This is a genomic window from Pseudomonas sp. FP1742 (assembly GCF_030687145.1).
Lineage (GTDB): Bacteria > Pseudomonadota > Gammaproteobacteria > Pseudomonadales > Pseudomonadaceae > Aquipseudomonas > Aquipseudomonas frederiksbergensis_D.
Genome location: NZ_CP117460.1, coordinates 1,872,314 through 1,885,410, shown reverse-complemented (window position 1 = coordinate 1,885,410; position 13,097 = coordinate 1,872,314). Strand labels below are relative to the sequence as shown.

Here is a 13,097-nt window from a genome sequence, read left to right as displayed (position 1 = left end):
GTGTAATCCTAACAGCGGCCAAGGTCGCGGGGGGTATGAATATCTAGAGGAGACTGGATCGACTCAGTTGTTTTTCGGGCCCTGAAGCCGCAGTTGCTCCGGGGTGTCGGGCAGGCGTTCAACCACCGCAAGCTTTTCCGGCGCCTGACGTTTGCGCCAGACGCGGAAGGCATTGAGTTCGTCATCGAGGACTTTCATCAACCAGGCCAGCACGGCGATGTCGTCGAGCATGCCGAACACCGGGATGAAATCCGGGATCGCATCCACGGGGCTCAGGAAATACATCAGGCCGGCCACCACCGAAACCAGTGCCTTCGGGCTGATGGCCCGGTATTCGCCACGCCAGTAGGCCAGGCAGAGTGCCTGCAACAAACGCAGATCGTCCTTGAGCTTGCCCAGCCGGTTACCCTGGCTGGCACTTTTGCTGGCAACCGCGAACAGCAGGGTTGGCAAGCGACCACGCGCCAGCAGGCGTCCGGCCAAAGGTAGGAAACGAGCGAAATTCCAGGGCGTTTTCATCTTTTCCTCCCACTGAAATGTTATCCACACAAATTGTGGATAACCTTGTGAACAGAGCTGCATTTCACCGCTGGAGGCCCCGTTTCACAAGGGTCTTACTCAGATCGGGCGTTTTTTACTCACATAAAAAAACCCAAGATTTCATTGACTTGGCGCCCCGGTACGTCTAGCTCGGGCGCTCTCACTGGCTATGACTCCAGCGTACAGCATCGGTTCGCTTTGTTTACCTTCACCGAACCCCGGATGCAACAACGCCCCGCATAAGCGAGGCGTTGTTTTTTCGAGCAGACGCGGATTACTTGGTGGCGTCTTGTTTGGCTGGATCCTTGATGCCCAGCAGCTCCAGGTCGAATACCAGCACCGAGTTGGCTGGAATCGCCGGGCTAGGGCTTTGGGCGCCGTAAGCCAGTTCGCTAGGGATGTACAGTTTGTACTTCTCGCCAACGTGCATCAGTTGCAGGCCTTCGACCCAACCCGGAATCACACCGCTGACCGGCAGATCGATCGGGCTGCCGCGCTCGACGGAACTGTCGAAAACGGTGCCGTTGGTCAGTTTACCGGTGTAGTGAACAGTCACTACGTCGGTCGGCTTGGGCTGTGCACCATCGGCCTTCTGGACCACTTCGTATTGCAGGCCGGAAGCTGTGGTGACGACACCGGCTTTCTTGCCATTTTCTTCGAGGAATTTCTTGCCGGCGGCTGCCGCTTCTTCACTCATCTTGGCCAAACGCTCTTCAGCACGCTTCTGCAGTGCTGCGAAGGCTTCAACCAGTTCCTCATCCTTCAGTTTCTGTTCTTTCTTGCCGACGGCATCTTCGATGCCTTGGGCTACGGCTTTGGAGTCCAGATCGTCCATGCCTTCCTGAGCCAGGCTTTTGCCCATGTTCAGGCCAATGCCGTAGGAAGCTTTTTGCGCCGGGGTTTTCAGCTCTACGCTGGTCTGCGAATCACAACCCGCAAGTACCAGGCCAACCAGGGCCACCGCCGCCGCCAACCGATGCTGTTTCATGCTATTTCCTTGTTCATGCGCCTAAAGGGCAATCGAGTAAAGCCGCGAGCTTATCAGGCGGCCACGACCAATGGCTACCGGCATGAGAGCAGGAAACTTGCGATAAGTTCAGGTGTTTAAACGCATTTCGAGGTTAGAAGGATGAAGCTTCTGTCATCTGGCCCCCACAGACCCGGAGACCGATTCCCACAGCCCCTGGCGTAATGGCCTCTTGCCGCCCCTCGTCAGCTGAGGCATAAGAGAGCTACAAACTGACAAGGATGTTTATCGTGCGCCTCATAATCCGCTTGCTGATTCTGATCGCAGTACTGCTGGGGCTGGCCCTCGCCGTGGTGCTGTACTACGTCGCCAACCCGAAATTACCGAACTGGTCACCGGCGCAACAGGTGCATTACCTGGAGCAATGGAGCGCCGCAGACCGCCAGGCTTACTACTTCACGCCCCAAGGCACCCAGGTCAAAGGCTTGCGCTATGACTGGTTCAACGCCCTCGAACTGCCCTTCTCGCAAAAACGATTCGCCGCGCCCGAATACCTCGCACGCTTTGGTTTTCTGATCGATCCGAGCCAGAAAGCCACGCAGAACAACCCCGGCAACCTGCCCGTCGGTTTCGCCCGTCATCGAAATGCGGGTAGCCAGGAAGAGTTTCTGGACATCACCTGCGCCGCCTGCCACACCGGCGAATTACGCTTCAATGGCCAGGCCGTGCGCATCGACGGCGGTTCGGCCCAGCATGTGTTGCCGTCCAGCGTCCCGACCCTGCGTGGCGGCAGCTTCGGCCAGGCACTGGTGGCCAGCCTCGCCTCGACTTACTACAACCCCTGGAAATTCGAACGTTTCGCCCGCAACGTCCTGGGCCAGGACTACGATGCGCGGCATCAACAGCTACGCCAGGACTTTAAAAGCTCGCTCGATACCTTCTTGAAAGTGGCCTGGAACGATACCCATCGCGGGCTCTACCCCACCGAAGAAGGCCCCGGCCGCACCGACGCCTTCGGGCGCATTGCCAACGCCAGCTTCGGCGACGCGATTTCGCCCGCCAACTACCGCGTGGCCAACGCGCCGGTGGACTACCCACAACTGTGGGACATGTGGACCTTCGACTGGGTGCAGTGGAACGGTTCGGCGCAACAGCCAATGGCTCGCAATATCGGCGAAGCCCTGGGTGTCGGCGCTACGCTGAATTTCTTCGACGCCAGCGGGCAGCCCCTCAAGGGCGACGACCGCTACCCGTCCAGCGTCCGGGTGCGCGATCTGCACCAGATCGAACAAACCCTGCAACGACTCAAGCCCCCCGTCTGGCCAGAAGCCCTGCTGGGCACCATCGACAAACCGTTGGCCGCAAAAGGCCGCGCGCTATTCACCGAAAACTGCGCCGGGTGCCACGTCCCCCAAGTCACCCAAAGTGACGGCAGGCAGATACAACATCTGAAATTACTGCCCGTGGAAGTGATTGGCACAGACCCCGGTGCCGCCAACAACATTGCCGACCATCGCTTCGACCTGACGGCCTTGCAGTGGGATCCGGCAGAGCTTGCGCAACTGGATGTACAACTGCATCCAAAACCCACGGAACCCTTGGATTTGAGCCAGTTGTCAGTGGCCAAGGGGTTGGCCTATGTCACTGCTTTCGTGGGGAACCAGGCCTACCGCGCAGCCAATGTGACACCCGCGGAGCGCCCGAACCTGGACGGTTTCGGCCTGCCTATCGGTGTACAGGAATTGCGCAGCTACAAGGCCCGGCCACTGGCGGGCGTCTGGGCCACGCCGCCGTTTCTGCACAACGGTTCGGTGCCGAGCATTTATCAACTGCTCTCGCCCCAGGATGAACGCCCCACCACCTTCTACAAGGGCACCTTCGAATACGACCCCAAACACCTGGGTTATCGCACCGAAGCCTTTACCAACGGATTTGTGTTCGACACGCGCATCACCGGCAATCACAACAGTGGCCACGAGTTCCGCGCCGGCGAGCGCGGCAACGGCGTAATCGGTCGTCTGTTGCAACCGCAGGAACGTTGGGCACTGCTGGAATACCTGAAAGTATTGGGCGGCCCGCTGGAGTCGCAATTACCCCCCCTGCTCAGTCAGAAGGATTGACCCATGCTGATCACTCTCTGGCTGCGCCTGGGCGCTTTCCTCGGCAAAACGCTGCTGTGGTTGCTGGGGTTGGGCGTACTCGGCTGGGCGCTGGCCATGGCATGGTTGGCCTGGCAACATCGCGGCCCGGTATCGGCTGAAGAACTGATTCCGGACGGCGAAGCGGCGATGACCCGGGACATCATCCAGACGGCGGTGCGGATCGTCGATCAACACCGCGAAAGCACCCGCTATCTGCGCGACGCACACGCCAAGGCCCATGGTTGCGTGAAGGCCGAGGTTCAGGTGCTGCCGGATCTGGCGCAGGAGTTGCGCCAAGGCGTGTTCAGCGAACCCGGCAAAACCTGGCAAGCGACGATGCGTCTGTCCAACGGCAATGCGTATCCGCAGTTCGACAGCATTCGCGATGCCCGGGGAATGGCGATCAAATTGTTCGATGTGCCTGGCAAACAGTTGCTGAGTGACCGACAAGGGCGCAATGAACAGGATTTCGTGATGTTCAATCATCCGAACTTCTTCGTCAGCGATGTCGCCGAGTATCGTCAGAATGTGGCCGCTCAGGCTGATGGTAAAAAGGTGATGGCATTTTTTCCGGGCTGGGACCCGCGCACCTGGCAGGTTCGCCATCTGTTTATTGCGCTGGCGACACTCTCCCCCGCTCCGGCAAGCCCGACCCAGACCACCTACTTTTCGGTTTCCCCGTACAAGTTTGGTGAGGCCAATGCCAAATTCCGGGTAATGCCCGATCCCGGTAGCTGTCCGGTCTACGCCCTGCCCACGCAAAATCAGAAGCTGCCGAACTTCCTGCGTAGCGCGTTGAACCAGCAGTTATCGACTGACCGGGTGCCGGCGTGTTTCGTTTTGCAGATACAGCGTCAGGACCCGAGCCAATACATGCCGATTGAGGACACCAGCATCGAGTGGCGTGAACGCGACGCGCCCTACGAAACCGTGGCCCGGATCAAGCTACCCGCCCAGGATTTCGACACCCCGGCGCTGAATCTGCAATGCGACAATCTGTCGTTCAACCCATGGTTCGGCCTTGAAGCCCATCGGCCGATTGGTGGGATCAATCGGTTGCGTAAAGCGGTGTATGAGGCTGTCAGCGACTATCGACACAGCCGCAACGCTGAACAATAAGTAATGCCACTCAGCTAAGCGCAGAACCTGTGGGAGCGGGCTTGCTCGCGAAGACGGTGGCACAATCAACATTGATGTCGCTCGACACTCCGCTTTCGCGAGCAAGCCCGCTCCCACATGGATTGCACTTGACCTGGCAGAGCGTTTTTTTCAGCGGATCCAGCAAAAAGCCAAATCCCAGACAGCAAAAAGCCCGCATTAAGCGGGCTTTCTGTGGTGATCTGGCGTTCAGCGTTCCAGATACCGAATATGGCGCAGCGGACGGGACTCGAACCCGCGACCCCCGGCGTGACAGGCCGGTATTCTAACCGACTGAACTACCGCTGCGCGTAGCGTTGAAAGTAAGTGGTGGGTGATGACGGGATCGAACCGCCGACATTCTGCTTGTAAGGCAGACGCTCTCCCAGCTGAGCTAATCACCCTTTACCTTCGTTGCGGGGCGCATTATGCCACAGGTTTTCATAAAGTGTTGATTTAATTGATAAAAAATCAAAAAAATCTGAAAACCGGTAAAACGACACACCCCACAGGAACTTCAGACAGAAAAAAACCCGCGTTAGCGGGCTTTTCCGTGGTGACCTGGCGTTCAGCGTTCCAGGTTACCGAATATGGCGCAGCGGACGGGACTCGAACCCGCGACCCCCGGCGTGACAGGCCGGTATTCTAACCGACTGAACTACCGCTGCGCGTAACACTAAAGCGAATGGTGGGTGATGACGGGATCGAACCGCCGACATTCTGCTTGTAAGGCAGACGCTCTCCCAGCTGAGCTAATCACCCTTCACTTTCGGTGTGGCGCGCATTCTACGTAGCGACCACACCTCTGGCAAGCACTTTTTTAATTAATTTTTTCAGGCCTTCCAAAGGCTTAGCGAAGGGTTGGCCTATGGCGCCGCTAAGAGAATAATGCCCCCCTTTGTATAAAGGAGAGACTCACCCCATGTGGTTCAAAAACCTGCTTATCTATCGCCTGACCCAAGATCTGCCTTTTGATGCCGAGGCGTTGGAAACTGCACTGGCCACCAAACTGGCGCGTCCATGTGCAAGCCAGGAGTTGACCACCTACGGTTTCGTCGCGCCCTTCGGCAAGGGCGAAGACGCACCGCTGGTACACGTCAGCGGAGACTTCCTGCTGATTGCCGCCCGTAAAGAAGAACGCATTCTGCCCGGCAGCGTCGTGCGTGACGCAGTGAAGGACAAGGTCGAAGAGATCGAAGCCGAACAAATGCGCAAGGTCTATAAAAAGGAGCGCGATCAGATCAAGGATGAAATCATCCAGGCCTTCCTGCCCCGCGCCTTTATCCGTCGCTCGTCGACCTTCGCTGCCATCGCGCCGAAACAGGGCCTGATCCTGGTGAACTCGGCCAGCCCGAAACGTGCCGAAGACTTGCTGTCCACCCTGCGTGAAGTGATCGGTTCTCTGCCAGTACGTCCGCTGACGGTGAAGATGTCCCCGACCGCAACCATGACCGAGTGGGTCACCACCCAGAAAGCCGCAGACGATTTCTTTGTGCTGGACGAGTGCGAACTGCGCGACACCCACGAAGACGGCGGCATCGTGCGCTGCAAGCGTCAGGACCTGACCAGCGAAGAAATCCAGCTGCACCTGAGCACCGGCAAAGTGGTCACTCAACTGTCGCTGGCCTGGCAGGACAAGCTGTCGTTCGTGCTCGACGACAAGATGGTGGTCAAGCGCCTGAAGTTCGAAGACCTGCTGCAAGATCAGGCGGAACAGGACGGTGGCGACGAAGCACTGGGCCAACTGGACGCCAGCTTCACCCTGATGATGCTGACCTTCGGCGACTTCCTGCCGGCACTGGTTGAAGCGTTGGGTGGTGAAGAGATGCCACAAGGGATCTAAACCGACGCGCGGTCTAAATGTGGGAGCGGGCTTGCTCGCGAAGGCTGCTTAACATTCAACAATGATGTTGACTGTTACACCGCTTTCGCGAGCAAGCCCGCTCCCACATTGGATCTGCGCAATTTTCGAATACGAATAACAAGGATCAGGCCATGCGCGCACTCGCTGCATTGAGTCGTTTTGTCGGCAACACCTTCGCTTACTGGGTACTGATTTTCGCCATCGTGGCGTTTCTGCAGCCAGCCTGGTTCATCGGTTTGAAAGGCGCCATTGTGCCGCTGCTGGGGCTGGTGATGTTCGGCATGGGCCTGACCCTCAAGCTTGAAGACTTCGCCGAAGTCGCTCGCCATCCGTGGCGCGTGGCCCTGGGCGTGGTCGCCCATTTCGTGATCATGCCCGGCGTGGCGTGGTTGCTCTGCCAGGTTTTCCATTTACCGCCGGAAATCGCCGTCGGTGTGATTCTGGTCGGCTGCTGCCCGAGCGGCACCTCGTCGAATGTGATGACTTGGCTGGCTCGCGGCGATCTGGCTCTATCAGTGGCCATCGCCGCCGTCACCACCCTCCTCGCGCCATTGCTGACACCGGCGCTGATCTGGCTGCTGGCCTCGGCCTGGTTGCCGGTGTCGTTCATGGAGCTGTTCTGGTCGATCCTGCAAGTCGTGCTGTTGCCGATTGTGCTCGGCGTGGTGGCCCAGCGTGTGCTGGGTGATCGGGTTCGTCACGCGGTAGAAGTGTTGCCGTTGGTGTCGGTGGTGAGCATCGTGATCATTGTCACGGCCGTGGTGGCCGCCAGCCAGGCGAAGATTGCCGAATCCGGGCTGCTGATCATGGCCGTGGTGATGTTGCACAACAGCTTCGGCTACGTGCTGGGTTACTTCACCGGGCGCCTGTTCAACCTGCCGCTGGCCCAGCGCAAATCCCTGGCACTGGAAGTCGGCATGCAGAACTCCGGCCTGGGCGCGGCACTGGCCAGTGCGCACTTCTCGCCGCTGGCGGCGGTACCGAGCGCATTGTTCAGCGTCTGGCACAACATTTCCGGGGCGCTGCTCTCCACCTATTTCCGTCGCATGAGCGAGAAAGAGGATCGGAAAATCGCTGCTCAGCAGGTGGCTGACTAAGCCGAAAACTTGATCCTCGGGTTAATGATGGGCACTCTATTGCGCAACGCGGGGACGACCTCGCGGCTCGTTCGAGTCATTAGTCCGGGGACGACCCCATCCATCGATGGAGGTCTCCAATGTCCTGGATCATTCTGTTTTTTGCCGGCCTGTTCGAAGTCGGCTGGGCCGTGGGCCTGAAATACACCGACGGCTTCAGCCGCCCTCTTCCCACCGCACTGACCGTTGCCGCCATGGCCATCAGCCTTGGCCTGCTGGGCCTTGCCATGAAGGAATTGCCGCTGGGCACGGCCTATGCGATCTGGACCGGCGTGGGTGCGGTGGGCACGGTGATCGCCGGGATCATTCTGTTTGGTGAATCCATGGCACTGTTTCGGCTGGCCAGTGTGGCGTTGATCATTACCGGGCTGGTTGGGCTCAAGGTCAGCGCTTAGGCCTCTGACGCCATCGCGGGCAAGCCCGCGATGACGCCCGCAAAGTCACCAACTATCTAACGACTCCACGTAAATCCCCCACCAACGCCTGCAACTTCGCAGGCTCAGCCACTTCAACGGCCACCGCCGGCCCCGCCACCAACGTCACCCGCGACCACAACCGACGGAACAAGCCCTTGTTCGGATCGCGGCTGAAGAAACTCCCCCACAACCCCTGCAAGGCCAGCGGAATCACCGGCACCGGCGTTTCTTCGAGAATCCGCGTCAGCCCGCCCTTGAACTCGTTGATCTCCCCATCAGCGGTCAACTTGCCTTCCGGGAATATGCACACCAGCTCACCGTCCTTCAGATACTGGGCGATGCGGGCGAAGGCTTTTTCGTAAATCTGAATGTCTTCCTGACGCCCGGCGATCGGAATTGTCCCGGCCGTGCGGAAGATGAAGTTCAGCACCGGCAGGTTGTAGATTTTGTAATACATCACAAAGCGAATCGGCCGACGCACCGCGCCACCAATCAACAAGGCATCGACGAACGATACATGGTTGCAAACCAGCAGCGCGGGGCCCTCATCGGGGATCAGCTCCAGGTTGCGATGCTCGACGCGGTACATGGAATGGCCGAGCAGCCAGATCATGAAGCGCATGCTGAATTCCGGGACGATTTTGAAGATGTACGCGTTGACGCCGATGTTCAGCAACGACACCACCAGGAACAGCTGCGGGATCGACAGCTTGGCGATGCTCAGCAAAACGATCGACACAATCGCCGACACCACCATGAACAGGGCGTTGAGAATGTTGTTGGCGGCGATCACTCGGGCCCGTTCGTTCTCGACGGTGCGGGACTGGATCAGCGCATACAGCGGCACGATGTAGAAACCGCCGAAGACTCCCAGCCCGAGGATGTCGATCAACAGCAGCCAGGTGTGACCGAACCCAAGGATTTCGAGCCAGCCATGGCCGGCAACGCTGTCCGGAATCCCACCGGAATGCCACCACAACAGCAGGCCAAATACCGTCAGACCGAACGAGCCAAACGGCACCAGACCGATCTCGACTTTGCGCCCGGAGAGTTTCTCGCAGAGCATCGAACCCAGCGCGATACCGACCGAGAACACGGTAAGAATCAGCGTCACCACGGTCTCGTCACCGTGCATCCATTCCTTGGCATACGCCGGGATTTGCGTCAGATAAATCGCCCCGACAAACCAGAACCATGAGTTGCCGACGATCGAACGCGATACCGCAGGGGTTTGCCCCAGGCCCAGTTTCAAGGTGGCCCAGGACTGACTGAAGATGTTCCAGTTCAGGCGCATTTGCGGCGATGCCGCCGCTGCCCGGGGAATGTTGCGGCTGGCGAGGTAACCGAGCACCGCGATACCGACGATTGCCGTGGACACCACCGGCGCGTAGTTGCTGGCGGACATCATGATCCCGGCGCCAATCGTCCCGGCGAGAATCGCCAGGAAGGTGCCCATTTCCACCAGCCCGTTGCCGCCCACCAGCTCTTCTTCGCGCAAGGCCTGGGGCAGGATCGAGTACTTCACTGGCCCGAACAGCGCCGAGTGGGTGCCCATGGCAAACAGCGCCACCAGCATCAGCGACAAGTGATCGAACATGAAACCGACCGCGCCCACTGCCATGATGACAATTTCCCCGAGCTTGATCAGACGGATCAGCGCGTCCTTGGCGAACTTCTCCCCGAACTGCCCGGCCAGGGCCGAGAACAGGAAGAACGGCAGGATAAACAGCAACGCACACAGATTGACCCAAATCGAGCGGTCACCCTCAATCGTCAGCTTGTACAAAATGGCGAGGATCAGCGACTGCTTGAAGATGTTGTCGTTAAAGGCCCCGAGGGACTGTGTGACAAAAAAAGGCAGGAAGCGCCGAGTGCGAAGCAAGGTGAACTGCGAGGGGTGACTCATCTTCCATGTGTCCCTGATTTTTTTGGTAGAGGGTGGCGTGGATACTGTTATTGGAATGTCGAACGTCGATCCAGGCCACACACATTACCTAATCTTTGCCGGTTATTTCTTTAATCCTGCGATGCACGGCGAGACAAACAACTCACCCCGCCACGCACCCTGTACCGTACGTTTGGCAACAATCAGCCACATCAGCGCCAGCATGGCCACCAACCCGCAACCAAAGACACCGAAAAACGTCAGGTTCAAGGTGCCGGCCAGTTTCAGTGTGGTCAGAGCATAGACACCCAGCGGGAAAGTGAAGCCCCACCAGCCGAGGTTGAACGGGATACCGGCGCGCAAGTAACGCACGGTGATCAGCAGCGCCATCAGCATCCACCAGAACCCGAAGCCCCACAGCGTGATCCCGGCCACCAGTCCAAGCCCCTCGGCTATTTCACCGATTCCCGGCAGACCGTTGGCGGCAAAGATCGCTGGCGCGTCGGCGCCCAACAGCAACATGCCCAACGCACCGGTACCAATGGGGCCGAGGGCCAGCCAGCTCGAGGCGGCCATGTTTTCGTGGGGCAATTTATGCAACGCCATGCGCAGCAACAGGATGGTCAGAATGCTGAACGCCACCGGCAGGGAAAAAGCCCAGAGTACGTAGCTGGTGACCAGCACCACTAACTGTGAATGCGCATCCACCAGATGCGGTGCCAACAAACCACCACTGGCAGCCGCCACTTCCGCCGCCACCACCGGCAACAGCCAGACGGCAGTCATCTGGTCGATGCTGTGTTCCTGGCGGGTGAACATCATGTAGGGAATCAGCACGCCGCAGGCCAGCGACATCGCTACATCCAGCCACCACAGCACTTCGGCGACATGGATCACCCCATCCCCCCAACGCGGCAGGCCGAACAGTAGAAAGCCATTGATGATGGTCGCAAGCCCCATGGGAATGGTGCCGAAAAACATCGAAACCGTGGAGTGGCCGAAAATCCGCCGCGCCTCGTCGAAGAACAATACCCAACGCGCGGCATACATGGCCGTGAACAATACAAACAGGCCAATATTGAACAGCCACAAGCCTTCGGCCAACGCATGCAGACCGGGAGTCGACACCGGTAATTGCGCAAGCGCCAGCGCCAATACACCAGTGCCCATGGTCGCCGCGAACCAGTTGGGGGTGAATTGGCGAATGGCCTCCCGTGGGTGCTGCAAATGACTGAGCGGTTTGATACCGGGTTTAACGCTATGGGTGCAGGTCATGGGTGAACTCCTGTCCTCTCGTGAGGTGGAGCTCATCGTAGATCCGAATCGAATATCGATATAACGGGTAATATCTCTAACTGTTATCTGTTTTGCAGATATAGCATCAGACGCTGCCTTCAGTCTCGATCACCAATATCCTCGCCACGCCCTGGGGATGAGCGACATGTTCGGTGCCCACCGAGGCATAAAAAATATCGCCGACCTCCAGCAGGGTTTCTTTTTCCAGGCCTGCTTCGCGATAACGCATCTGCACCTGACCGTCGAGCACCACGAACACTTCCTGGCCATCGTTGACGTGCCATTTATACGGCTGATCGGTCCAGTGCAAACGGGTGGTGATACCGTTCATGTTGGCGATGTCCAGCGCCGCCCAGGCGCGGTCACCGGTGAAGGATTTGCTGCGGATGATCTTCATGGGTCGGTCCGTCGAAATGAATGGCTGCGCCAAGGCTAACGGTCATCTGACATCGACGCCACAGGCTTTGACGGACCGCTCACGAAGCAACCCGATCAGCGCACCGAGCGACAGGATGATCAGTACCGCGCCGTAACCGTCAGTGGTCGCTACCAGCCCAAAGGCGCGGGTCAGATTACCGGCCAGCAATGACGGCAAGCAGAACGCCAGATAACTGAGCACATAAAACGCCGACATCAACCCGGCCCGCTCATGAGGCAAGGCCAGCGGCACGATGCTGCGCAAGGCGCCAAGGAAACCCGTACCGAATCCGCTGCCCGCCACCAGCGTGCCGAAGAAAAACAAGGGCAGGCTGGCGCTGTGGACCGCCAGCAGAATCAGCGCGACGCCTGCGGGCAGCAAGCTCGCGCCCAGCAGCAAGACCTTGTCGGCCGGCCGATTGCGCAAGGTGTAGATCATCGAGGCGCCGGTCACCGTCAACACGGCCACCGTCGCACCGCCAATCAGGTTCGACGTGGACCCGGTGGCTGTCCGCACCAGGGACGGCGCCAGGGAGGCGAAAAAGCCGCCAAGCGCCCACACCGCGAGGTCTATCGGCAGCACGCGCCACAACATGCGCCGCGCCTGAATCGGCACATGCAGGGTCGGGCGCAGCGAAGCCCAGGCCCCCGGTTGTCGACTGACGCTTTCCGGCAGGCGCCAGACGTACAGCGCTTGCATCACAAACAGCGCAAACAATACCCAATAGGTCAATTGCAGCGGCAGAGGCGCAAACTCGGCCAATAAACCGCAGCCCATGGCACCCATCGCCATGCCCAGCAACGGCGCAACACTGTTGACCATCGGCCCTTGCTGGCGATCGGTGTCCAGCAACGCCGCGCTCAAGACAGCGGTGGCCATTCCCGTCGCAAACCCCTGAAGTACTCGCGCACCGATCAACCAGGCGACGCTGTCGGCGTTGATGAACAGCAACATCGCCAGCATGTTCAGCAACACAGCGGTAAAAATCACCGGCTTGCGTCCCAGATAATCCGAGAGCGAACCGACCGTGAGCAGCGCCGCCAGCAAGCTGAGGGCGTAGACGCCAAAAATCAGGGTCAGCGTCGCTGCCGAGAACCGCAGGTGTTCCTGATACAAGTGATACAAAGGCGTCGGCGCGGTGGAAGCGGCGAGAAAACTGAGTAAGGTGATCGCCAGAAACCACAGGCTGGAACGGTTTGACGTTAGACGGGACATAAGCACACTCCGCAAAAGCTAATTTTTTGCTTTTGCGGAGTGTGCTACTGGCAAACGCTTAAAGCAAATTCTTTGTGTTAAG

Annotated in this window: 11 protein-coding genes and 4 tRNA genes; 5 read left to right on the top strand and 10 right to left on the bottom strand. The window is 58.8% G+C overall.

Annotated features, from left to right (window positions below; translation table 11 throughout):
• Positions 1 to 63 precede the first annotated feature (63 nt).
• Positions 64 to 519, bottom strand: coding sequence for a YkvA family protein (locus PSH64_RS08500; protein WP_105339742.1), 456 nt, complete (start codon positions 517 to 519; stop codon positions 64 to 66).
• A gap of 295 nt (positions 520 to 814) precedes the next feature.
• On the bottom strand, positions 815 to 1,528 hold the full coding sequence (locus PSH64_RS08495) for an FKBP-type peptidyl-prolyl cis-trans isomerase (RefSeq protein ID WP_105339743.1): 714 nt from the start codon (positions 1,526 to 1,528) through the stop codon (positions 815 to 817).
• Positions 1,529 to 1,797: 269 nt separating this feature from the next.
• On the opposite strand from PSH64_RS08495, the gene PSH64_RS08490 reads away from it, so the two are divergent.
• Positions 1,798 to 3,627, top strand: a complete 1,830-nt coding sequence (locus PSH64_RS08490) for a di-heme-cytochrome C peroxidase (protein WP_305480438.1) — start codon at positions 1,798 to 1,800, stop codon at positions 3,625 to 3,627.
• A 3-nt stretch (positions 3,628 to 3,630) separates the two neighbouring features.
• Positions 3,631 to 4,767: a catalase family protein gene (locus PSH64_RS08485; RefSeq protein ID WP_305480437.1), complete on the top strand. Its 1,137-nt coding sequence runs from the start codon at positions 3,631 to 3,633 to the stop codon at positions 4,765 to 4,767.
• Between the two features lie 250 nt (positions 4,768 to 5,017).
• On the opposite strand, the gene PSH64_RS08480 is transcribed toward PSH64_RS08485, so the two are convergent.
• The 4 genes from PSH64_RS08480 to PSH64_RS08465 form a co-directional block, all read right to left on the bottom strand.
• A tRNA-Asp gene (locus PSH64_RS08480) sits at positions 5,018 to 5,094 on the bottom strand.
• Positions 5,095 to 5,113: 19 nt separating this feature from the next.
• Positions 5,114 to 5,189 (bottom strand) — tRNA-Val (locus PSH64_RS08475).
• Between the two features lie 187 nt (positions 5,190 to 5,376).
• Positions 5,377 to 5,453 (bottom strand) — tRNA-Asp (locus PSH64_RS08470).
• An 18-nt stretch (positions 5,454 to 5,471) separates the two neighbouring features.
• Positions 5,472 to 5,547, bottom strand: a tRNA-Val gene (locus PSH64_RS08465).
• A gap of 160 nt (positions 5,548 to 5,707) precedes the next feature.
• On the opposite strand from PSH64_RS08465, the gene rdgC reads away from it, so the two are divergent.
• From rdgC to sugE, 3 genes are all read left to right on the top strand, one after another.
• The gene (gene rdgC / locus PSH64_RS08460; RefSeq protein WP_305480436.1) at positions 5,708 to 6,628 is read left to right on the top strand and encodes a recombination-associated protein RdgC; all 921 of its coding nucleotides are present in this window, start codon (positions 5,708 to 5,710) and stop codon (positions 6,626 to 6,628) included.
• A gap of 152 nt (positions 6,629 to 6,780) precedes the next feature.
• Positions 6,781 to 7,746: a bile acid:sodium symporter family protein gene (locus tag PSH64_RS08455; RefSeq protein ID WP_305480435.1), complete on the top strand. Its 966-nt coding sequence runs from the start codon at positions 6,781 to 6,783 to the stop codon at positions 7,744 to 7,746.
• A gap of 119 nt (positions 7,747 to 7,865) precedes the next feature.
• Positions 7,866 to 8,180 carry a quaternary ammonium compound efflux SMR transporter SugE gene (gene sugE, locus PSH64_RS08450; RefSeq protein WP_018925158.1) on the top strand — a complete coding sequence of 105 codons (315 nt, stop codon included), beginning with the start codon at positions 7,866 to 7,868 and terminating at the stop codon, positions 8,178 to 8,180.
• A gap of 52 nt (positions 8,181 to 8,232) precedes the next feature.
• Here sugE and PSH64_RS08445 read toward each other — a convergent pair whose 3' ends face one another.
• The 4 genes from PSH64_RS08445 to PSH64_RS08430 all read right to left on the bottom strand — a co-directional run bounded on the left by PSH64_RS08445 (position 8,233) and on the right by PSH64_RS08430 (position 13,015).
• Positions 8,233 to 10,107, bottom strand: coding sequence for an MFS transporter (locus PSH64_RS08445; protein ID WP_305480434.1), 1,875 nt, complete (start codon positions 10,105 to 10,107; stop codon positions 8,233 to 8,235).
• A gap of 102 nt (positions 10,108 to 10,209) precedes the next feature.
• Positions 10,210 to 11,361 carry a TDT family transporter gene (locus PSH64_RS08440; protein WP_305480433.1) on the bottom strand — a complete coding sequence of 384 codons (1,152 nt, stop codon included), beginning with the start codon at positions 11,359 to 11,361 and terminating at the stop codon, positions 10,210 to 10,212.
• A gap of 106 nt (positions 11,362 to 11,467) precedes the next feature.
• Complete coding sequence (locus tag PSH64_RS08435) at positions 11,468 to 11,779, bottom strand: cupin (protein ID WP_007936125.1); 312 nt, start codon at positions 11,777 to 11,779, stop codon at positions 11,468 to 11,470.
• Between the two features lie 42 nt (positions 11,780 to 11,821).
• Positions 11,822 to 13,015 carry an MFS transporter gene (locus PSH64_RS08430; RefSeq protein WP_105339750.1) on the bottom strand — a complete coding sequence of 398 codons (1,194 nt, stop codon included), beginning with the start codon at positions 13,013 to 13,015 and terminating at the stop codon, positions 11,822 to 11,824.
• Positions 13,016 to 13,097 lie beyond the last annotated feature (82 nt).